The organism is Bradyrhizobium sp. AZCC 2289, from assembly GCF_036924615.1.
Classification (GTDB): Bacteria; Pseudomonadota; Alphaproteobacteria; order Rhizobiales; family Xanthobacteraceae; genus Bradyrhizobium.
The window spans coordinates 8964121-8984049 of the sequence record NZ_JAZHRY010000001.1; the positions used below are offsets into that span (position 1 = coordinate 8964121).

Here is a 19929-nt window from a genome sequence, read left to right on the forward strand (position 1 = left end):
AAATCTATCCCCGTCCGTTTCGAAAGGTGCGCATTTGGTTTCCGAAAGCGACCTGGAGGCTGCCCTTGATTTCGTCCGGGCTCGGGCCGCCGGATCGGTCGAGGGCATTTTTGGTCCAGCCTCGATAACCTGGAGGATCGACAGGGAAGCCATCATCTTCTTGGGTGCCGGTCGTGCCTTGCTCCTTCAGTTGGCGCATCCCTGGGTCGCGGCCGCCGTCGCCGAGCACTCTCGGACCTTTGCGGATCCGATCGGTCGCTTCCAACGAACCTTTGACGTTGTGTTCACGATGGTGTTCGGCTCGCGCGACAGGGCCCTCGCGGCTGCCCGGCGCCTGCACCACCGCCATACCATGATCGTCGGCCGCTTGCCCGAAGCAGTCGGTCCCTTCGCGAGTGGCTCATCCTACCGCGCCAACGAGGTCGCAGCATTGCGCTGGGTTCACGCTACCCTCGTCGAGACCGCTCTCATCGTGCACGACCTGATTTTGCCTCCGCTCTCGGTCGAAGAGCGCGAGCGGTATTGGGCCGAAAGCCGGCTGTTCGGGGCATTGTTCGGGCTGACGCCGGCCGACTTGCCGGCGGATTGGGAATCATTCGCCGCCTACAACGCGGCCATGATGCAATCGGATACGTTGTCCGTCAGCGCCGCGGCACGCGAGGTGGCCGGACAGATCTTCGCCGGCGGACGACCATGGTTGCGGCCGCCGCGATGGTACCAGGCCCTGAGTGCCCAGTTGATGCCAGAGCGATTGCGCATGGGCTTCGGATTTGCCTTTGACGAACGTGACCGGAAAGCCGCAGAACGTGCGCTTGCATGGATACGACGCGTGTATCCCAAAATACCGACCCGCCTTCGGTACGTCGGTCCTTACCAGGAAGCTCAAGCGCGACTACAAGGAAGGCGGCAGCTCGGCTGGGCAACCCGATGTCTTAACAGGGCGTGGATCGGACGGCCCCAATTGGATGATCGCTGGAACAGGTGAAGCTCTCCTAAACGCTGTCTGCAGGCACATCTCGCGGTGTAGCAGCGCAAAGCGGCGGCTTCGCCGAGGGTCCAGAAGCGGCAGTCGAGATCGGTGCACGGTTAGTCCGGTAGACCCCTGATAGCCGACTGTCTGACGATGACTGCGCTGTTCAGCTCTGTGCCAGACGAAGTCGTGAACACTTCAGTCCTCGTCGAGCTCTCCGATATGACGCTGGGCGTATAGCTCGAGGCCGATCCTCGCGACGAGATCGATCTGGGTTTCCAGAAAATCAATGTGCTCTTCCTCATCGTGCATCAGTTGCTCAAACAAATCTCGTGTCACGTAGTCCCTGACCGAATGGCAATGGGTCGCAGCTTCAGCGTAGAGGGAGTGCGCCGATACTTCGGCTTGCAAGTCGTTATCGAGTACGGCCTTCACGGTCTTCCCGATATGAAGGGATTCCAGCGTCTGCATATTGGGAGATCCATCGAGGAAGATGATGCGTTCGATGAGCTTGTCTGCGTGTTGCATCTCTTCAATCGATTGCTTGCGCCACGTCTTGGCCAGTACTTTGTAGCCCCAATTGTCGAGCAGGCGGTAATGCAGCCAGTACTGGTTCACCGCGGTGAGTTCGTGTCGCAGCGCTTTATTGAGGTATTCGATAACGTCTTTATCGCCCTTCATGCTCTGCTCCTTTTCGCGGGTATTCGAATCGTTTTGTCGAGTGGGCGCCTGGAACTTGATGCTTGGCCAACACGATGGAGAGTTTAGAGCGTCAGCGCTTTCGGTTCGAGCAGTTTGGGGCATCTAACGCTCGCCGGGAGCGGCGACGCAAGGAAAGGGGCGCTTGCCGTTGACTTGCTCACTTTCGACACACGTGAGGCGGAGGTTAATCTGTGCGCTGCGACTTCAAGACGCGCAGGGAAATAGATCGGGGGAATTTTGGTCATGATCGAGGGGATCAGCGCGGTCACACTGGGCACCCATGAAATGCCACGAGCTGTCCGATTCTACCGAGCGCTCGGGTTTGAGGTCCTGCATGGCGGCGAAGGGTCATCATTCACCAGCTTTCGAGCAGGGACAAGTTACCTCAACCTCATCGTCCAACCTGCCGAACGCCGCTGGTCCTGGTGGGGTCGGGTTATCTTCTACGTCACCGATGTTGACGTACTTTACGAACGCGCGTTCGCAGCGGGATACCAGCCGGCGACCGTGCCCCGCGATGCCGAATGGGGTGAGCGCTTCTTCCACCTGGTTGACCCCGACGGCCACGAACTCAGTTTCGCTCGGCCTTTGCTTCCGGCTTCCGTCCAATAGCGGATCGAAGCGGCAAAGCGCTCGACTTTGATCGGGAAGTTGGCGAACTTGCCGAGATGGACGGCCATCACCCTGACATCAGCTTCGGCTGGGGTTATGCTGCTGTCTCTCGAGCGAAGATCAAAGGACGGCAACGAACGATCGCATCGTCACCGGAATTACGGTGCACTCAATTTTAAATTCGACCAACGGCTTTCCGGTTCGAACGGCGTCAACCCGCGCTTGCGTAGCTTGCGATATGATCCCGCGAAGGCGCGGCTGGTCGATTGAGCGCCGTCACCGCAATTCAGTATTTCGAGGCAGAGCTATTCGACGTCTCGGATGGATCGCAGCCACTAAAGAATAGCTTCGATCCCTTTTCGCTTGATCACGTTGAGCGAGGCCAGTGCCGCGCCGGTCGGCTGTTTCGCGCCGCGCTCCAGCTGCGAGACGTAACCCACGGTCAGATTGAGATAGCGGGCGAACACCGCCTGGCTCAATTGAGCCCGTTCGCGGATGGCCCGGATTTGCGGCCCCGTATTCGGGGTGGCCTTGGGCGCGCCTGTCGCTCCCAAATGCCGCAGGGTGATCTTCTCGTCGGTGGCCTTGTCCATCAGCCCGGCCTTCCGCATGTCGCCCGCCGTTTCCAGCAAAGCCTTCGCCAGCGGGCTAACTTTTTTCTTCTTCGCCATGGTCTACGTCCTCAATAACGCCTTCTGAAAGCGCCTTCGCCAGAGCCTTTTCGTCCGCCAAAACGTCGCCGACGCGGAAACCGCGAGCGTCGGCAAGAACAGCGAGGCCCGAGCGCGCGAAGATCGTTGTCACACCCGATTGCCCGTCGCCTTGCGACAAATTGGCACGACGGGCAAAATTCCGCTTCGCCGAAACCCCAAATCAGTGGCCTATCTCCGGCCATCCCGTTCCGACAAGAGGGGCGGTCGCGCGTCGTCACGAACGCGGGATGGGATGTGGTGGACGCGAGAGCGTCGGCGCGCAAATGCGGTCGCAGGGCGGGTTGAACCTCGTGAGCGAGTTGCAGGCGCGCAGGACGAACGACGTTTGAGCGTACGGCAAAACCGTGTGGTCCTGACACCCGTTGCTGGTGCCAAGTCGGCGGTGGCAAACTCGATCCCGACCGGGTTTGAGGAGCCGCTTGAATCCGCCGACGACGGTGACAAGACGAATTCGTCGCCGAGGAGAGCACGGCATAAGCCGTAAAGCCATCACGCAGGGGATGCCGGATGCCTCCGCTGAACCTGTATGCTCGTGTGCGCATTTCCTTGTGCATCTTGCACACGAGACCGCGGGTGCAGCGCGCACCCGGCATTCCCTGCGCCCTCCCGTTTTCGAGGGTGAACCCTGTCAAGACTCGGGCGCGTCGCGCCGCGAGACCGCGAGGTTATGTCCTCAATGAAGCACACGCGTTTATGCGCTCTCCGGAGAGGTCCACCTTGATCGAAACCAGCTGGTCGGCCATTCGGGTGGAGTTAAGTCGTTGTATTGCAAGGGGAAAATCGTGGCTGGGGAACTAGGATTCGAACCTAGACAAACAGAGTCAGAGTCTGTTGTGCTACCGTTACACCATTCCCCAAGAATTGCTCAACGACATCAACAGGTTAGGCGGTCGATTGGGCAATTGCTCGCGATCGGATTCATGGAATCCCGCGATCTGGCGCCCTTCTACTCGCTAGCCGCTGCCCTTGGCAAGCGCGTGGCGATGGGCTTGGTGCACGGGGGCCCCGGCAAATCCGCGGCCTTTGGCGGCGCGGTTCGCGCCGCGGTCAGGGCGGTTGGCGCATGAGCTTTTCTTTCGAAGAGCTGGATTTTCGCCCGACGCCGATGGGCCTGCTCACCCTAAGGCGGCGGCGGCCGCCATCGTCCGATATCGACATCTACGAAATCAAACTCGGCGACGAGTTTTTGATGTCGAGCCAGTTCACCGCAGCCGAGATCGAGCTGGCGCGGCTCGGACTGGCGGCGCGGGGTCGCGGCGATCTCGACGTCGTGGTTGGCGGTCTCGGGCTCGGCTACACCGCGCGCGCGGTGCTCGAAAACGCTCGTGTGCGATCGTTGATCGTGGTCGATGCACTGGCGGAAGTCATCGAGTGGCACGCGCAGGGATTGCTGCCGCTCGGCAAGGAGCTGACCGGCGATCCGCGCTGCCGTCTCGTTCATGGCGACTTCTTTGCGATGTCGGATTCCGCCGCAGGTTTTGATTCGGCAGCACCTGCTCGCCGCTTCGATGCGGTGCTGGTCGACATCGATCATTCGCCGCGCAACCTCCTGCATCCGCGCCATGCCGCGCTGTACCAGCCGGAGGGACTGGCGCGGCTCGCCGCTCATCTGCATCCGGGCGGCGTGTTCGCGCTGTGGTCGAACGATCCGCCGGATGATGCGTTCGAGCGCGACCTCGCCGGCGCCTTTGCAACCGCGAGGGCCCATGTCGTGACCTTCAACAATTTGCGAGGAGATCCCGATGCAAGCAACACGGTCTATGTGGCCGTGAAAGCCGATTTGCCCGGCGCGAGGGCAACCGTCGACGCGGCGCCAACGACCGATTGATCGTGCGCGGCGACGGAAGTGAAGCTCGCGATCGATCTGGTGCGCGACGCCCATCGCTCCGAAAGCTTCCGGGATCAGCCGGCATAGGCCTTGTCGAGGTCGGCGATGATGATTTTTTGCATTTTCATCATGGCCTGCATGGCGCGGTTGGCCTTGTTGCGATCGGGATCGCTGAGGTAACGGCCAAGCGCGGTGGGCACAACCTGCCAGGACAGGCCGAACTTGTCCTTGAGCCATCCGCATTTCGATTCCTCGCCGCCGTCGGCGGTCAGTTTGTTCCAGAAGTAGTCCACCTGTTCCTGGGTCTCGACGCTGATGAAGAAGGAGATCGCCTCGTTGAACCTGTATTTGGGGCCGCCATTGAGGGCGTTGAACTTCTGCCCCTCGAGTTCGAAGCTCGCCATGAAGTCATTGACGGCTTCGACCTTGGCATTGGGAAACACCGATTTGTAGAAGGCGACGGCCTCGGGGACGTTGTTGTCGAACCAGAGGAATGGCGTGATGGAAGTCATGACGGATGTCCTTGTTGGTTGGGTTTTCGTGCCTTGTCGCGAAGGCTGTGGCGGGCGGGATTGGGCGGAGGGCAGATTAACGAAGATCGTTGGCCATCATGAACTCCGTTTGGGTGGGCTCGTCCGGAGGACGAACGGGGGCACGGGAGTCCGACAATGGATTCTGAATTTTTTGGCTTGATTTCGTAATACCCAATCCGGCCCCGTCGGAGCCCGTCTGGCCGCTATGCCGCCGGCTGTGTGCCCGATCAGCGGATCGGCCCGGCCGGCATCTCGGCTTCCAGCAGCAGCAACAGGCAATTGGAAAGCCGCACCTCCATTTCCTTGTCGTGCAGCGACAGCGGTCCGGGGTCGTTGAGGATGGCGTTGACGAGCGTCCCCAGCACCACCTGAAAGCCGAAGGCGATACCGCGGGTTTTGGCGGCGGGGCGGCCCTTGCCCATGGCCGGGAGCAGGAGAGGGGTTGCACGCGCAGTGGTGGCGCGTGCAAGCGCCTTGAAGCTGGTCCATTGGTCCGGCCTGGTATCGTCGTGCTGGAGGGCGGCGCGCAGCACGCCTTCATGGGCGCGGATCCAGCCGATGACCCCGCTCACCAGCACCCGGCAGCGGTTGGCGAGATCGGCCTCCTTCAGGCGCGCCTCGGCGGGCAGTTCCGACAGCCGGCGCGCGCCGTCGCGCGCCGCCAGCTCCATCAGCGCGTTGAAGTAAGCCTCCTTGCTGTCGAACCGGCTGTAGAACGCGCCGACGGTTGCGCCGACATTGCTGCACAGTGCTTCGATCGACAACTCGCCAAGGCTGCGCGTCCTGAGCAGCTCGGCGCCCGCCTGCAGCAGCGCAAGCGTGGTTTCGCGGCTGCGCTTCTGCCGCGACGGCGTCACGCCGGGCAGGTCGAATTGTTGGCGTGGCGGCGGCATCCGGGCTTGCGTCTCCCAATAATCCTAATCATAATTCGGATTATCATCTTTGGCAATGCCGGAAATCGAAACGCGAACCGCGCGGACAACCGCGGTCGCGGCGAAACAGGGAGGCAAGCATGCGCGCAGGCGGCAGCACGCCATTCGGCGGCACCATCGACAAGACCATTGCCGGCTCCAAACCCTGGTGGCCGCAGACCGCCCGGCCGCCGCAGGGCGCGCCCAATATCCTCGTCGTGTTGTTCGACGACGTCGGCTTTTCCGATTTCGGCTGCTATGGCTCGGCGATCAGGACGCCGACCATCGACAGACTGGCCGCCGAGGGCCTGCGCTACTCGGGATTCCACACCACCGCGATGTGCTCGACCACGCGCGCGGCGCTATTGACCGGGCGCAACCATCATTCGGTCGGCGTCGGCTGCCTCGCCAATTTCGATAGCGGTTACCCCGGCTATCGCGGCAAGATCGCGCGCGAGGCGGGGACGCTGGCAGAAATGCTGCGGCCGCACGGCTACCGCAACTACATGGTCGGCAAATGGCACGTCACCCCGCTGACCGAAAGCGGCGCCACCGGCCCGTTCGATGGCTGGCCGCTCGGCCGCGGTTTTGACCGCTTCTACGGCTTCCTCGACGCCGAAACCGACCAGTACGCGCCGGAACTGGTTTCCGACAACACCCATATCGATCCGCCCGGCAATTACGCGAGCGGCTATCACCTCACGGCCGACCTGATCGATCAATCGATCCGCTTCATCGCCGATCACACCGCCGACCGGCCCGACATCCCCTGGCTGACCTGGGTCGCGCTCGGCGCCTGTCATGCGCCGCATCAGGCGCCGGCCGACATTATCAGGCACTATGACGGGATGTTCGCGCATGGCTGGGACGCCGAGCGCGAGGCGCGCATGGCGCGGCAGAAGGCGATGGGCATCGTGCCGCCGGACACCAGGATGCCGCCCCGCAACGACGGCGTGAAGGCGTGGGACGAGCACTCTGCCGACGAGAAGCGCGTATTCACGCGGCTGCAGGCTGCGTTTGCCGGCATGCTCGACCACGCCGACCGGCATCTGGCGCGGCTGGTATCGTTCCTCGACAAGGCCGGCATCCGCGACAACACGCTGATCCTCGTGCTGTCGGACAATGGCGCCAGCCAGGAAGGCGGCCCGCTCGGCTTCGTCAACGCGATGGGGCCGTACAATTTCCGTCCCGAACCGATGGCGGAAAAGCTGCGGCGGATCGACGATATCGGCGGTCCGGATTCGCACACCAATTTTCCGCACGGCTGGGCGATGGCGTCGAACACGCCGCTGCGCCGCTACAAGCAGAACACTCATGGCGGCGGCATCCGCGATCCCTTCGTGATGTCATGGCCGAAGCGGATCGCAGCCAAGGGCGAGCTGCGCCACCAGTTCGTCCATGCCAGCGACCTGGCGCCGACCTTGCTCGAATTGGTCGGTGTCAGCGCGCCCGGCGAGATTGCGGGCGTTGCCCAGATGCCGATCGAGGGCGAGAGCTTTGCCCGCTCGATCGCGGATCCTGCGGCGCCGTCGAAAACCTCGCCGCAATATTTCGAAATGTTCGGCCATCGCGGGGTCTGGCAGAACGGCTGGAAGGCCGTCGCCTTCCATCCCTCGGGAACGCCGTTCGAGAACGACAAATGGGAGCTGTTTCATCTCGACAAGGATTTTTCCGAGGTCGACGATCTCGCCGAAAAGGAGCCCGAGCGCCTGGCTGAAATGATAAAACTGTGGTGGCGCGAGGCCGAAAAGCACAATGTGCTGCCGCTCGACGACCGCTTCGGTCCCCGCTTTGGCGAAAACGCCACGCGATTCCACGGCGCGCGCAACAAATTCACCTTTCACGCCGGCATGGGGCATGTGTCGACCGACATCGCGCCCGACGTGCGCAGCCGCAGTTACACCATCGAAGCCCATGTCGAGATCGGCGAGGGCGGTGCGGAGGGTGTGCTGATCGCGCATGGCGACGCGACCTCGGGCTACAGCCTCTACGTCAAGGACGGCCTACTGGTTCACGATCTCAATATCGGCGGCGGCCATGAGATCGTGAAATCGAACCGCAGGATTCCGGCCGGCGCGCGCCGGCTCGGCGTTCATGTCGAGCGTCTGGTGCGGAAGGAACCGCCGGCCAAAGGCGCGCGCACCGGGGTCAGCGAATATACGCTCCTGATCGACGGCGAGCCCGCCGGCGCGCTGCAGACCCAGCTTGGATTCCACACCCTGATTTCATGGTCCGGTCTCGACATCGGGCGCGACCGCTCCAGCCCGGTATCGCATTACGAGGCGCCGTTCGAGTTCACCGGGCGGTTGCTGCGGGTGACGGTGGACATGCATGACGACCAGAAGCTCGACGGCGAGGCGGTCGGCAATACGGAGATGGCGCGGCAGTGATTACTACCGTCATTGCGAGGAGCGGAGCGACGAAGCAATCCATTCTTTCTTTGCGCGGCGAGATGGATTGCTTCGCTTCGCTCGCAATGACGATGGGCCTGCTACTTGATCTTGTCGTAGGCCGCCGGAAAGTCGGCCAGCGGCATCGGGATCGTAATCGTTTCCTTGCCCATGTTCTGGAACGACACTTTCAGCAGCTTGCCGGATTTCATCGCAGCCAGCAGTTCCGGCGAAATCGGGACGTTGGTATAGCAGCCGCGCGCCTCGCAGGTCTGGATCTGCAGATCGGATGTCTTGCCGTCATCGACCTGGAGCTTGGCGCCCACCGGCAGGTTAAGTCCGAGCGGCAATTGAATGCCGGCAATCGGCGTGTGGGTGTCGCTGGGCACGCGAATGTTGATCAGCACGATCAATTGCCCGGTCTTGCTCAGAACGGCGCTTTGCTCGATCGCGCATTCCAGCGGCGCGTCGCGGCTGGCGCTGGTGCACCGCGCGACCCAGCCGGGAGCGGCGGGAGCGTTTGCGGGGGCGGCCTCGGCCTGGGGCGCCGGCTGCGCTGCCTGCGCCGCGCGCGGCGGGGTCTTGGCCTTGGCGGTTTCCTTGGGGGCCTGCTGGGCCAGGCTCAGGCCAAGCGATCCGAACGCCACGGCTGCGACGACTACAAATTGTACCGGGAATTTCACCGATTTCACTCCGAAGCGTACATCCTTCGGATGTGCCGGTATGCGTTCAAAGTCAAGTCACTCGGCGGCTTGTTTGACCGAGCTCCGCTCGTCCGGGTGCGCTTCGTCATCGCTCTTGTCCGATCGTCCCCAGCCCGCAAAGGCGTTGGAGAGCCGGTCGAGATAGAGATACACCACCGGCGTCGTGAACAATGTCAGCGCCTGGCTGACGATCAGGCCGCCGACCATCGCATAACCGAGCGGCTGGCGGATTTCCGAGCCGGTGCCGGTGCCGAGCATCAGCGGCACGCCGCCGAGCAGCGCCGCCATCGTCGTCATCATGATCGGGCGGAACCGCAGCAACGCCGCCTTGCGAATCGCGGCCTCGGGCTCCAGATGTTCGTCGCGCTCGGCCGAGATGGCGAAGTCGACCATCATGATGCCGTTCTTCTTCACGATGCCGATCAGAAGAACGATGCCGATCAACGCGATCAGGCTGAAGTCGAACCCGAACAGCATCAGGATCGCCAGCGCGCCGACGCCGGCGGAAGGCAGCGTGGACAGGATCGTGATCGGGTGGATGTAACTTTCGTAGAGAATGCCGAGAATCAAATACACGACCACGAGGGCGGCGAGGATCAACAGCGGCACGGTGCCGAGCGACTGCTGGAACGCCTGCGCCGTGCCCTGGAAGCTGGAATTGAGCGTCGTCGGCGCGCCGAGATCGGCCATCGCCTGCTGAATCGCGTTGGTCGCCTGGCCGAGTGCGACGCCCTGGGCGAGGTTGAAGCTGATGGTGATCGCCGGGAACTGGCCCTGGTGGCTGATCGAAAGCGGCCGCACCGGCACGCTGGTCCAGGTCGCAAAGGTCGAGAGCGGCACCTGGTCGCCGGTCGTCGGCGACTTGATGTAGATCTTGTTCAGGGTGTCGAGACTGCCCTGCAATTCCGGCAGCACCTCAAGAATGACGTGATAGCTGTTGAGCTGCGTGAAATATTGCGTCACCTGGCGCTGGCCAAACGCGTCGTACAGCGTGTCGTCGATCAGTTGCGGCTGGATGCCGTAGCGCGAGGCGGTGTCGCGGTTGATCTTCAATTCGAGCGTGGTGCCATTGGTCTGCTGGTCGGTCGCGACGTCGCGCAACCCGGGCAGGGTCTGCATCTTCGCCAGGATCTTTGGCGCCCATTGGTTCAGTTCGCCGAGGTCGGCGTCCTGCAGCGTGAACTCGAACTGGGTTCGGGTCGGCCGGCCGCCGAGCCGCACGTCCTGCGCCGCCTGCATGTACAGCCGCGCGCCCTCGACCTTGTCGAGCTTGGGGCGCAGCCGCGCGATGATCTGCTGGGCGTTCGCCTTGCGCTCATTGCGCGGTTTCAGCGTGATGAACAGATTGCCGTTATTGCCGGCCCGGCCGCTGCCGCCGATCGCCATCGCGACGGAGGCGACGTCGGGGTCGGCCATCACGATTTTGCCGAGTTCCTCCTGGTGCCGCTTCATGTCGACAAAGGAAATATCCTGATTGGCTTCCGACGTCGCGGTGATCAGGCCGTTGTCCTGCTGCGGGAAGAAGCCCTTGGGAATGATGACGAACAGATAGACCGACAATCCCAATGTGGCGAAGAAGATCATCAGCGTGGTGAATTTCCAGCGCAGCGCCAGGTCGAGACCGCGCTCGTAGCCGCGCAGCATCGCGTCGAAGGCGCGTTCGCTCCATTGGTAGAAGCGGCCGTGCCTGGTTTCATGATGGGCGCGCAGGAAGCGCGAAGCCATCATCGGCGTCAGCGTCAGCGACACGATCATCGACACGAAGATCGTCATCGCCAGCGTCACCGCGAATTCGCGGAACAGCCGCCCGATGATGCCGCCCATCAACAGCAGCGGGATCAGCACGGCGACCAGCGAAACGCTGATCGACACGATGGTGAAGCCGATTTCGCTGGCGCCCTTGAAGGCGGCGGCCATCGGCTTTTCGCCTTCCTCGATATAGCGCGTGATGTTTTCCAGCATCACGATGGCGTCGTCGACCACGAAGCCGACGGCAATGGTCAGCGCCATCAGGGACAGGTTGTCGAGCGTGTAGCCGAATACCCACATCAGCGCGCAGGCGCCGAGCAAGGCCAGCGGCACCGTCACGGTCGGGATCACGGTCGCCCAGAAACTGCGCAGGAAGACGAAGATCACCATCACGACCAGTGCGATGGTCAAGAGCAGGGTGAACTGCACGTCTTCGACCGCGGCGCGGATGGTCTGGGTACGGTCGCTGATGAGCTCGATCTTGATCGCCGGCGGGATCGCGGCGACCAGCCGCGGCAGCGTCGCCTTGATCTTGTCCACGGTATCGATGACGTTGGCGCCCGGCTGCTTGAACACGACCAGGAACACGCCGCGCTTGCCGTTGGCCCAGGCCGCCTGCTTGGCGTCCTCCGGACCGGTGACGGCCTGACCGATATCGCGGACCCGCAACGGACCGCCGTTGCGGTAGGCGATGATGACGTCGTTCCAGTCCTTGGAATCCAGCAACTGGTCGTTGGCGTAAATGGTGTAGGCGCGGGTGTCGCCGTCGATATTGCCCTTCGGGCTGTCGACGGTCGTGATCGCGATCTGGCTGCGCACGTCCTCCAGCGACAGGCCCTTGGCGACGAGCTTGGCCGGGTCGATCTGGATGCGGATCGCCGGTTTCTGCTGGCCGCCGATGATGACCTGGGCGACGCCGGAAATCTGGCTGATCTGTTGCGCGAGCTGGGCGTCGACGGCGTCGCTGACGGTGGTCAGGGGCAGCGTGTCCGAGGTCGCCGACAACAGCAGGATCGGCGAATCCGCCGGATTGACCTTGCGGTAGGTCGGCGGCGAGGGGAGGTTTTTCGGCAACTGGCCGCCGGCGGCGTTGATCGCGGCCTGCACGTCGTTGGCGGCGCCGTCGATCGAGCGATTGAGGTCGAACTGGATCGTGACCGCCGCCGTGCCGAGATAGCTGGTCGAGGTCATCTGCGCGACGCCCGGGATCTGCGCCAATTGGCGCTCCAGCGGCTGCGCCACCGACGAGGCCATGGTTTCCGGGCTGCCGCCGGGCAGGCTGGCGGCGACCTGAATGGTCGGGAAGTCGACCTGCGGCAAGGGCGCGACCGGCAACAGCGGGTAGGCGACGAGGCCGACAAAGAGAATGCCGGCCATCATCAGCGAGGTGCCGATGGGGTAGCGAATAAAGGGCGCGGAAATTCCGTCGCTCATTCCTGCTTGACCTTGGCTTGGGCCGGATCCGAGCTTGCGACCGCCGTCGTGACCAGCGTGCCCGGCGAAACCTTGTATTGTCCGGCCGTGATCACCTGCTCACCCGGCGATAACCCCTCGTCGACCACCGAACGACCGTCGATCGACTTTGTTACCGTGATCTTGCGGAGTTCGGCCTTGTTCTCCTGATTGACCGTGAAGGCGTAGAGACCATCGGTTCCGTGCTGGACGGCGTCGTCGGGAGCCACGGTGGCATCCTTCAGCGTCGCCACCAGGAGCCGGGTAGAAACCGACTGGCCCGGCCACAGCGCATGGTCCTTGTTGTCGAACACCGCCTTGAGCCGAATAGTCCCGCTCGTGGTGTCGACCTGGTTGTTGATCAGCGCCAGCGTTCCCGTGGATAGCACACGCTTGCCGTCGGTGGACAGCGCAATGGTCTTTGGCGGCGCCACCGCGAGCGCCGCCTTGATATCGGGCAGCTGCTCCTCGGGCGCTGTGAAGATCACCGCAATCGGCTCGATCTGGGCGATGGTCACGATGCCGCTCTGGGTTGCGGCATTGACGATATTGCCGACGTCGACCTGGCGCAGGCCAGCAACGCCGGAGATCGGGGCCTTGACGGTGGCGTAATCGACCTGGGTCTGGGCATTTTCGATCGCCGCCGTATCGGCCGCGATCTGTGCCGTCAGCTGCGCAACGGTGGAACGCTGGGTATCGGTTTGCTGCCTGGTCGCAAATTCGCCGAGCTTGGTAAAGCGCTGCAGGTCGAGATTGGCGTTGGCCAGATTGGCTTCGTCCTGGGCTTTCTTGGCCTTGGCCTGGTCGAGCACGGCCTGGAACGGCCGCGGATCGATCTCGACCAGGGTGTCGCCTTCCTTGACGAATTGGCCTTCCTGGAACGCGATCCGGTTGATCTGGCCATCGACCCGGCTGCGGACCAGGACCGTATTGAAGCCTTGAACGGTGCCGAGGCCGGTCAGGTAGACCGGGAAGTCGGCCTTTTCGACCGGAGCGATCTTGACCTGAACGGCGGGGCGGGCAGGGCCGCGCTTTTGGGCATCAGCCTGCGCGGCGCGATCCTCGCCGTGCAGGCGTTGCCAGCCCAAATAGCCCGCCGCGCCGACCGCGGCGACCAGCAAAACCCAACCAAATGTTCGTGACTTCGACATGCGGACTCATGGGTTCAGAAAACAAGTAATGGGTGGCCAAAACCGTTCCCAAGGTTCATAGATATAATATGCGTGCACTTAATGTGTACACACACTATAGCTTGAATAATCCTAAACATTTGGAAAGCTTTGGGACGTCACGGCTCGGGAAAACTACCCAAGAAGACTACCTAAGAAGCTATCCAGGAAACTACCCGAAAAACTACCCGGAAGCTAACAAAGAAAAAAACGCAGGAAACGGACAGAAAAGCCATTGGATCCATGTCGCTCGACCTGAAACGACGGGTGATTGCGCAACTTGTCGAGAGTTCGCGGCTGCTGCGCAACTACATCGACCACCGCGCCAAAGAACGCGGCACAACCCGCGCGCAATGGATCGTGCTGTTTCGGCTCCGGCAGCAGGAGGGGCTGTCGCAGGTCGATCTCGCCGACGTGCTCGAGCTGCAACCGATCTCGCTGGTGCGGCTGCTCGACCGCCTGGTCGAACACGGATTGCTCGAGCGCCGGCCCGATCCCAGGGACCGCCGGGCCAACCGGCTGTTCCTGACCCAAAGCGGCCGCCAGCTCGTCGACGATCTCGACAGCTTGCGCGACGCGATTGCAACCGACGTGTTGCGCGACATTCCAGCCGGTGCGCTGCAGACCAGCCTCGATACGCTGGTCGAGGTCAAGGAACGCCTCAAGAGCCTGGGCGAGTCTCCGGATATCGCCATCAAGTAACCGGCTCGCTTGACGCGAACGATGCCCGCTGCGTCAGTGCATCGCACCTGCACATTTCGAATTGGTTGAAACGCGAGGCGATGGCGTCCATATCGCGCGCAACCCAAGTCGAGAAACCGGAAGTGCATGATGGATGAGCTGAACGGACGCATGATGGCCTGCCAGATCCTGGTCACGGGATTGATCGCGCGCGTCGCCAACAGCTCGCCCGATCCCTTGCGCTTCCTTACCGACTTCCGCGACGAGATCAAGGCGGTGGTGAAGGGCGTCAATATCGCCGGCATGGACAATACCGATCGCGTGCGACAGATCGCGCAAATGACGGTCGATGAATTGTTTTCGCTGATGAAGCCGCCGAGCAGCGAGTGATCGTTCCCGAAAATCGATCGATGCAAGTAATGCCGGATTTTACGGCGTTTCTCGCGACTCCTTAGAGCGCTTACAAACGCGGTTTTAGAACGATTTCAATCTTGCGATTAGAATCGCTTTGATCTGGACCTATTCAAGCTCATCTGCGCCCGGGTCGCGTTGACCCCAAATTTTCCACTCGATACCAACGGCCCATCGCGCATCGCAACGACGCTGCGCGACTGAATCTGAAATCAAGTAAGGGGCGCGTGGGACTATGGGCCAAGCAATAGCACCGAGATCGTTGCGTTCGTTCACCGCAATCAACTTGGTCGACGACAAGTTCGATAATCATTCCGGCAAGAAGGTTTCGGCGGTCGCAGGTCTGATTGCGGTCGCGTCGTTCTCCGGCGCCGAAGCGCAGCAGACGAGCCTGCCGCCGGTGACGGTCGATGCCCCGGTCGCGCGCCTGCGTCCTGTTGCATCAAAACCTTCACCGGATCAGCTCCGCGCCCGCACCGCGTTGCGCCGTGCCGCGCGCGGCGCGCAACCAGCCCAGGCGGCCGCCGTGCCGTTTCCCAATGCCGGCGGCCTGCGCGCCGACCGCAATCCCTATGCGGATGCGGCGGCGCCCTACAAGGTCGACCACCTGCAGGCGTCGGGCAAATTCCCCGAGCCGCTGTTGAACACGCCGAAGACGGTCACGGTTCTCAGCAAGGAGGTGCTGGAAGACAAGAACGCGACCACGCTGCGGCAAGCGGTGCTGAGCACCGCCGGCGTGACGCTCGGGACCGGCGAGGGCGGCAACGCCTTCGGCGACCGTTTCTTCATCCGCGGTTTCGACGCCCGCAACGACGTCTTCCTCGACGGCGTACGCGATGCCGGGGTCAGCGTTCGCGAGAATTTCTTCACCGAGCAGGTCGAGATCCTGCGCGGGCCGGGCTCGTCCTTTGCCGGCCGCGGCACCACCGGCGGCGCGATCAACATCGTGACCAGGCAGGCGTCCACCGAGAAGAGCTTCTACAACATGGACACCACGTTCGGCACCGACCACAGCAAGCGCGTCGTGCTCGACGTCAACCAGGTGATCAGCCCGACGCTGGCCATTCGCGCTGGTGGCCTGTTCCAGGACGCCGGTGTCGCCGGGCGCGACTATGTCAAGGACGATCGCGACGGCGGTTTCGTCACGGCGAAATGGATGCCGCTCGACACCGTGAAACTGAGCGCGAGCTACATCCACACCAATTTGCACGGCCTGCCGGATTTCGGCGTGCCGTATTACCGGCCGAGCACGGCCAGCACCGCGGGCGGCCCGTTCCCGGATTTCGGCGCCAACCGCAACAATTTCTACGGCTTCGTCAATCGCGATTTCTATCACGTCAAGCAGGACATCGGCACGCTCAATGGCGAGGTCGCGATCACGCCGGACTTAACCGTCAGCAACAAGTTCAGGGTCCAGCGCTCGCTACTCGACTACATCGGGACGCTTCCGGAATCGCCGTCGCTCGCCAATCCGCTTTCGGCGTCGACGCTCACCGCCAACCCGCAGAGCCGCTACCAGGTCACCGACGTGCTCGCCAACCAGACCGAAGCGACCTACAAATTCAATCTCGCCGGCTGGAAACACACCGCCTTAGCCGGCGTCGAAATCTCGCAGGAGCGCGCCAGCAACGACAAATATGTCGGCTTGAGTTCGGAAGCCTTGCCCGGCGGGAGCGCGGGCTCCGGTTCGGTGAGCGGGATCAGCGTATTCAATCCGAGCCAGACCTATGCGGTGTTCCCGGGCACGCCGACGCTCAGCGGTCTCGCCACCAAGGTCGGCATCGACACCAAGAGCGTCTACCTGCTCGACAGCGCCAATTATAACGACTTCGTCATCCTGAACGGCGGCGTCCGCCTCGACGACTACAATATCAAGGCGAGCGGCTACGGCACCGTGAACAGTGTCGCGAACGTTTTCGGCTCACAGGCGCAGCAATACGACATGCCGAACTTCAACGTCGGCGCTGTGATCAAGCCGTTGCCGATCGCGAGTGTGTATGCAGCCTATGCGACGTCGTCGAATCCCGTCGGCGCCGAATTCGACGGCACCAGCGCCCAATATGGCGGATTGGCTCCCTCGCTCAACGGCAATCCCAACCAGATCCTGGGGCCCGAAAAGAACAGGGCGATCGAAGTTGGCACCAAATGGGAGTTGTTCGACCGGCATCTATTGCTGACCGCGGCCTTGTTCCAGACCGAAAAGGACAACGCGCGGGAATCGCGCAACATCACCGCGGCGACCGCGACGCCGAGTTGCCCCTATGCGGCGACATCAGGCACGGTTTCCTGCATCTCGGCCGGCGCGGCCTACCGCATCCGCGGCATCGATCTCAGCGCCGGCGGCAAGATCACCGATAAATGGAGCGTCATCGGCGGCCTCGTGCTGATGCAGTCGGAGGTGACGAAGTCGCTGGTGCCGCCCGCCAATACGACGCTGTACACGACCAATGTCGGCCTGCCGCTGTCCAACGTCGCGCACCGGTCGTTCAGCCTATTGACCAAATACCAGCTCACGGATGTCTGGGAACTCGGCGGGCAGGCGGTCTACCGCTCGAAGATCTTTGGCGGCACCTTCCTCGCCGCCAACCAGGGCACGCAGCTGCCGAGCTACTGGCGCTTCGATGCCTTCGCGGAAGCCAAGGTCAACGCCAACTGGACCGCAAAGCTGTTCGTCAACAACATCTTCAGCAAGCTCTATTACGACGCGCTGTATCAGAGTGCTGCGCCGTTCGTGCTGGAGGCGCCCGGCCGCACCGTGTCGATGGTCCTCTCGGCCAGATTCTGACCGAGGGAGTGATGTCGACGTCATGCTGATCTGTGTTCCCGAAGTCCTAAGCAAGGCCGACGTGGCGGATTTCCGCCGCGTCATGGACGGCTGCGCGTGGGAAGACGGCCGTTCCACTGCCGGCGCGCAGTCGGCGCTGGGGAAGCGCAACGAGCAATTGTCTGCGGATAGCGAGGTCGCGCGCAAGCTCGGCCATCGCGTGCTGTCCGCGCTATCAGCCAGTCCCCGGTTCATCTCGGCCGCGATCCCGCTGCAGATATTTCCGCCACTGTTCAACCGCTATGCCGCCGCCGACGATCACCATTTCGGCATCCATGTCGACAATGCGGTGAGGGGAGACCCTCTCACCGGCCTGCGGATCCGCACCGATTTGTCGGTCACGCTGTTCCTGTCGGAGCCGGAGGAATATGATGGCGGCGAACTGGTGGTCGAGGACCTCTATGGCTCCCATGAAATCAAGCTGTCGGCCGGTGACCTCGTGCTTTATCCTGCGTCCAGTCTGCATCTGGTGACGCCGGTCACCCGCGGTACGCGGGTTGCGTCATTTTTCTGGCTGCAGAGCATGGTGCGGGATGCCCACGCCCGCAGCCTGATCTTCGATCTCGATACCGCGATCCAGGCCTTGGTCGAGCGGCTTGGGCGAGATGACCCCGAAACGGTCAAATTGACCGGTATCTATCACAACCTGATCCGCACCTGGGCCGAAGTATGAATACTTCACTAGGCGCGGTCTCCGAGATGTTATACTATTACATCGAGTGGTCTCCGGCCGAGGCGCATGCCGACATGAAATGGTTCCGATCAAACATCAGACGAGGCTCGCGGCTCGCGCTTTTTGCGCTCGCGGTCCAGTTTCTGCTGTCGTTCGGACATTTCCACGCCAGCAGCGCGCAGGCGGCGTCGGCACTCGCGAGCCAATTGGTGCTGCACGCCGCCGCTAGCGGTGCGGCGACGCATGCAGCGAACTGGACTTTGCGCGCCGACGCATCTCGCGCAGCTCCCTTGAAGACCTCCTCCGATGATACCCCCGATGGCCGGCTGACCGATGACTGCGCCATCTGCGCCGTGCTGGCGCTGGCCGGCGCCATGATGGTCGTGACGCCGCCGTGCCTGCCGGCACCCCAAGCTGTTTTGTTCTCGCATTTAATCGCCAACGCCGCGCGGGTCGATCTGAATTCTGCTGGCACCGCCTTTCAGCCTCGCGCACCGCCCGTCTCCTGAGATCGGCCATCGACGCGTTCGCGCCCGATCGGCCGCCTCGCGGCTTTTATCTCGGTAGTTTGCAATAGCTGCAACTGACCGGATGCAGGCCTCACAATTCGAACGATCAACGACCGGGCCGAAGCATGAATATGTCACCTTTTCGAGCGACCTTGATATTCGCACTGGCGATGTTGTCGCTGGCGGCGCCCTCATCGGCGCAACAGCAAGCGGCTCCTGCGCCGCAGCAGGCCCCCGCGCTGGCGCAACCGCAACCACCGGCGATCCCGGCACAAGCCGCGCCGACGGTGCAGGCTCCAGTGCCGTCAGCGGTCGTTCCATCCGCTCCAGCAGCCCTGGCGTCCGATGCGACTGCAACTCCCGCCGATAACGGCAGCAGGTCGTTGAAATCGACCACGGTCGCGTTGCGTGAGCTGTCGCCGTGGTCGATGTTCATGTCGGCGGACATCATCGTGAAAGCAGTGATGGTCGGTCTCGCCTTCGCGTCGTTGGTGACATGGACGGTCTTCATCGCCAAGATGATCGAACTCTCGGTCATTCAGCGCAAACTGCGCGCGGCGCTCGCCAGGATCGGCGACGCCAGGTCGCTGGCAGATGCGCAATTCGCGCTGGGCGCAAAAGCCAGCGTGTTGTCGTCCTTGCTCGCGGCGGCAATGCGCGAGGCGCGGTTGTCGGCGGGCATTTCCAGCGACAGCGGCATCAAGGAGCGCGCGGCCTCGAGCTTTGCCGAGATCGTGCGCGCCGAGGCGCGCCGGATCAGATTAGGCATGGGGCTGCTCGCGACCATCGGCGCGACGTCGCCCTTCGTCGGATTGTTCGGCACGGTCTGGGGCATCATGAACAGCTTCATCGGCATTTCGAAATCGCAGACCACCAATCTCGCCGTGGTCGCGCCCGGCATCGCCGAAGCGCTGCTCGCGACCGCGATCGGCCTCGTCGCTGCGATCCCGGCCGTCATCATCTACAATCACTTCACGCGCGTGACCAAAGGCTACCTCGAACTGGTCAGCCGGGCCTCGGGTGCCGCGGGACGGCTATTGTCACGCGATCTCGATCGTACCCATGTTGGTACACATTCGCGCGCGGCGGCGGAGTAGG

Annotated in this window: 19 protein-coding genes and 1 tRNA gene; 11 read left to right on the top strand and 9 right to left on the bottom strand. The window is 62.7% G+C overall.

Annotated elements, in window-relative coordinates; all coding sequences use genetic code 11:
- The first annotated feature begins 34 nt into the window (after nucleotides 1–34).
- Entirely contained in the window at nucleotides 35–985 is a 951-nt protein-coding gene (locus V1289_RS41915) for an oxygenase MpaB family protein (protein ID WP_334405220.1), read from the top strand.
- Nucleotides 986–1168: 183 nt separating this feature from the next.
- On the opposite strand, the gene bfr is transcribed toward V1289_RS41915, so the two are convergent.
- Nucleotides 1169–1651, bottom strand: coding sequence for a bacterioferritin (gene bfr / locus V1289_RS41920; RefSeq protein ID WP_334405222.1), 483 nt, complete (start codon nucleotides 1649–1651; stop codon nucleotides 1169–1171).
- A 264-nt stretch (nucleotides 1652–1915) separates the two neighbouring features.
- Between bfr and V1289_RS41925 the strand changes: the two genes are divergently transcribed.
- A complete protein-coding gene (locus V1289_RS41925) occupies nucleotides 1916–2284 on the top strand; it encodes a VOC family protein (protein ID WP_334405224.1) in 369 nt (122 codons plus the stop codon).
- 335 nt (nucleotides 2285–2619) lie between these two features.
- Here the strand turns inward: V1289_RS41925 and V1289_RS41930 are convergent, their stop codons facing one another.
- The 3 genes from V1289_RS41930 to V1289_RS41940 all read right to left on the bottom strand — a co-directional run bounded on the left by V1289_RS41930 (nucleotide 2620) and on the right by V1289_RS41940 (nucleotide 3854).
- Nucleotides 2620–2955 carry a helix-turn-helix domain-containing protein gene (locus V1289_RS41930; RefSeq protein ID WP_334405226.1) on the bottom strand — a complete coding sequence of 112 codons (336 nt, stop codon included), beginning with the start codon at nucleotides 2953–2955 and terminating at the stop codon, nucleotides 2620–2622.
- Nucleotides 2933–3088, bottom strand: a complete 156-nt coding sequence (locus V1289_RS41935; protein WP_334405228.1) for a hypothetical protein — start codon at nucleotides 3086–3088, stop codon at nucleotides 2933–2935. The genes V1289_RS41930 and V1289_RS41935 overlap by 23 nt, the downstream gene beginning before the upstream one ends.
- A 692-nt stretch (nucleotides 3089–3780) precedes the next feature.
- A tRNA-Gln gene (locus tag V1289_RS41940) sits at nucleotides 3781–3854 on the bottom strand.
- Between the two features lie 63 nt (nucleotides 3855–3917).
- Here V1289_RS41940 and V1289_RS41945 point away from each other — a divergent pair.
- Entirely contained in the window at nucleotides 3918–4064 is a 147-nt protein-coding gene (locus V1289_RS41945) for a hypothetical protein (protein WP_334405230.1), read from the top strand.
- On the top strand, nucleotides 4061–4825 hold the full coding sequence (locus V1289_RS41950) for a spermidine synthase (protein WP_334405232.1): 765 nt from the start codon (nucleotides 4061–4063) through the stop codon (nucleotides 4823–4825). The genes V1289_RS41945 and V1289_RS41950 overlap by 4 nt, the downstream gene beginning before the upstream one ends.
- A gap of 74 nt (nucleotides 4826–4899) precedes the next feature.
- Here V1289_RS41950 and V1289_RS41955 read toward each other — a convergent pair whose 3' ends face one another.
- Together V1289_RS41955 and V1289_RS41960 are read right to left on the bottom strand one after the other, a co-directional pair.
- Nucleotides 4900–5337 carry a VOC family protein gene (locus V1289_RS41955; RefSeq protein ID WP_309184255.1) on the bottom strand — a complete coding sequence of 146 codons (438 nt, stop codon included), beginning with the start codon at nucleotides 5335–5337 and terminating at the stop codon, nucleotides 4900–4902.
- A 248-nt stretch (nucleotides 5338–5585) separates the two neighbouring features.
- Entirely contained in the window at nucleotides 5586–6251 is a 666-nt protein-coding gene (locus tag V1289_RS41960; RefSeq protein WP_334405234.1) for a TetR/AcrR family transcriptional regulator, read from the bottom strand.
- 119 nt (nucleotides 6252–6370) lie between these two features.
- Between V1289_RS41960 and V1289_RS41965 the strand changes: the two genes are divergently transcribed.
- Entirely contained in the window at nucleotides 6371–8659 is a 2289-nt protein-coding gene (locus V1289_RS41965) for an arylsulfatase (RefSeq protein WP_334405236.1), read from the top strand.
- A gap of 101 nt (nucleotides 8660–8760) precedes the next feature.
- Here the strand turns inward: V1289_RS41965 and V1289_RS41970 are convergent, their stop codons facing one another.
- Genes V1289_RS41970 through V1289_RS41980 form a run of 3 tightly spaced genes read right to left on the bottom strand, consistent with a single transcriptional unit; the run spans nucleotide 8761 to nucleotide 13715 of the window.
- Nucleotides 8761–9342 carry an invasion associated locus B family protein gene (locus V1289_RS41970; RefSeq protein ID WP_334405238.1) on the bottom strand — a complete coding sequence of 194 codons (582 nt, stop codon included), beginning with the start codon at nucleotides 9340–9342 and terminating at the stop codon, nucleotides 8761–8763.
- Nucleotides 9343–9399: 57 nt separating this feature from the next.
- Nucleotides 9400–12546 carry a multidrug efflux RND transporter permease subunit gene (locus tag V1289_RS41975; RefSeq protein WP_334405240.1) on the bottom strand — a complete coding sequence of 1049 codons (3147 nt, stop codon included), beginning with the start codon at nucleotides 12544–12546 and terminating at the stop codon, nucleotides 9400–9402.
- Nucleotides 12543–13715, bottom strand: coding sequence for an efflux RND transporter periplasmic adaptor subunit (locus V1289_RS41980; protein ID WP_334405242.1), 1173 nt, complete (start codon nucleotides 13713–13715; stop codon nucleotides 12543–12545). Before V1289_RS41980 ends, V1289_RS41975 begins: the two co-directional genes overlap by 4 nt.
- Nucleotides 13716–13976: 261 nt before the next feature.
- Between V1289_RS41980 and V1289_RS41985 the strand changes: the two genes are divergently transcribed.
- The 6 genes from V1289_RS41985 (at nucleotide 13977) to exbB (ending at nucleotide 19928) form a co-directional block, all read left to right on the top strand.
- Nucleotides 13977–14435 carry a MarR family winged helix-turn-helix transcriptional regulator gene (locus V1289_RS41985; RefSeq protein WP_334405244.1) on the top strand — a complete coding sequence of 153 codons (459 nt, stop codon included), beginning with the start codon at nucleotides 13977–13979 and terminating at the stop codon, nucleotides 14433–14435.
- A 129-nt stretch (nucleotides 14436–14564) separates the two neighbouring features.
- Nucleotides 14565–14804 carry a hypothetical protein gene (locus tag V1289_RS41990; protein WP_334405246.1) on the top strand — a complete coding sequence of 80 codons (240 nt, stop codon included), beginning with the start codon at nucleotides 14565–14567 and terminating at the stop codon, nucleotides 14802–14804.
- A gap of 256 nt (nucleotides 14805–15060) precedes the next feature.
- On the top strand, nucleotides 15061–17610 hold the full coding sequence (locus V1289_RS41995; RefSeq protein WP_334405248.1) for a TonB-dependent receptor: 2550 nt from the start codon (nucleotides 15061–15063) through the stop codon (nucleotides 17608–17610).
- 22 nt (nucleotides 17611–17632) lie between these two features.
- Complete coding sequence (locus V1289_RS42000) at nucleotides 17633–18322, top strand: Fe2+-dependent dioxygenase (RefSeq protein WP_334405250.1); 690 nt, start codon at nucleotides 17633–17635, stop codon at nucleotides 18320–18322.
- Nucleotides 18319–18831, top strand: coding sequence for a DUF2946 family protein (locus V1289_RS42005; RefSeq protein WP_334405252.1), 513 nt, complete (start codon nucleotides 18319–18321; stop codon nucleotides 18829–18831). The genes V1289_RS42000 and V1289_RS42005 overlap by 4 nt, the downstream gene beginning before the upstream one ends.
- 125 nt (nucleotides 18832–18956) lie before the next feature.
- Nucleotides 18957–19928 carry a tonB-system energizer ExbB gene (gene exbB / locus V1289_RS42010; protein WP_334405253.1) on the top strand — a complete coding sequence of 324 codons (972 nt, stop codon included), beginning with the start codon at nucleotides 18957–18959 and terminating at the stop codon, nucleotides 19926–19928.
- Nucleotide 19929 lies beyond the last annotated feature (1 nt).

Bases quoted from the DNA above. Each gene is read 5' to 3' on its own strand.
- V1289_RS41965 (WP_334405236.1), top strand. From the start codon at position 6,371: ATGCGCGCAGGCGGCAGCACGCCATTCGGCGGCACCATCGACAAGACC.
- V1289_RS41960 (WP_334405234.1), bottom strand. From the start codon at position 6,251: ATGCCGCCGCCACGCCAACAATTCGACCTGCCCGGCGTGACGCCGTCG.
- V1289_RS41995 (WP_334405248.1), top strand. From the start codon at position 15,061: ATGGGCCAAGCAATAGCACCGAGATCGTTGCGTTCGTTCACCGCAATC.
- V1289_RS42000 (WP_334405250.1), top strand. From the start codon at position 17,633: ATGCTGATCTGTGTTCCCGAAGTCCTAAGCAAGGCCGACGTGGCGGAT.
- V1289_RS41955 (WP_309184255.1), bottom strand. From the start codon at position 5,337: ATGACTTCCATCACGCCATTCCTCTGGTTCGACAACAACGTCCCCGAG.
- V1289_RS41930 (WP_334405226.1), bottom strand. From the start codon at position 2,955: ATGGCGAAGAAGAAAAAAGTTAGCCCGCTGGCGAAGGCTTTGCTGGAA.
- V1289_RS41990 (WP_334405246.1), top strand. From the start codon at position 14,565: ATGGATGAGCTGAACGGACGCATGATGGCCTGCCAGATCCTGGTCACG.
- exbB (WP_334405253.1), top strand. From the start codon at position 18,957: ATGAATATGTCACCTTTTCGAGCGACCTTGATATTCGCACTGGCGATG.
- V1289_RS41975 (WP_334405240.1), bottom strand. From the start codon at position 12,546: ATGAGCGACGGAATTTCCGCGCCCTTTATTCGCTACCCCATCGGCACC.
- V1289_RS41980 (WP_334405242.1), bottom strand. From the start codon at position 13,715: ATGTCGAAGTCACGAACATTTGGTTGGGTTTTGCTGGTCGCCGCGGTC.
- V1289_RS41950 (WP_334405232.1), top strand. From the start codon at position 4,061: ATGAGCTTTTCTTTCGAAGAGCTGGATTTTCGCCCGACGCCGATGGGC.
- V1289_RS41925 (WP_334405224.1), top strand. From the start codon at position 1,916: ATGATCGAGGGGATCAGCGCGGTCACACTGGGCACCCATGAAATGCCA.
- V1289_RS42005 (WP_334405252.1), top strand. From the start codon at position 18,319: ATGAATACTTCACTAGGCGCGGTCTCCGAGATGTTATACTATTACATC.
- V1289_RS41945 (WP_334405230.1), top strand. From the start codon at position 3,918: ATGGAATCCCGCGATCTGGCGCCCTTCTACTCGCTAGCCGCTGCCCTT.
- V1289_RS41985 (WP_334405244.1), top strand. From the start codon at position 13,977: ATGTCGCTCGACCTGAAACGACGGGTGATTGCGCAACTTGTCGAGAGT.
- bfr (WP_334405222.1), bottom strand. From the start codon at position 1,651: ATGAAGGGCGATAAAGACGTTATCGAATACCTCAATAAAGCGCTGCGA.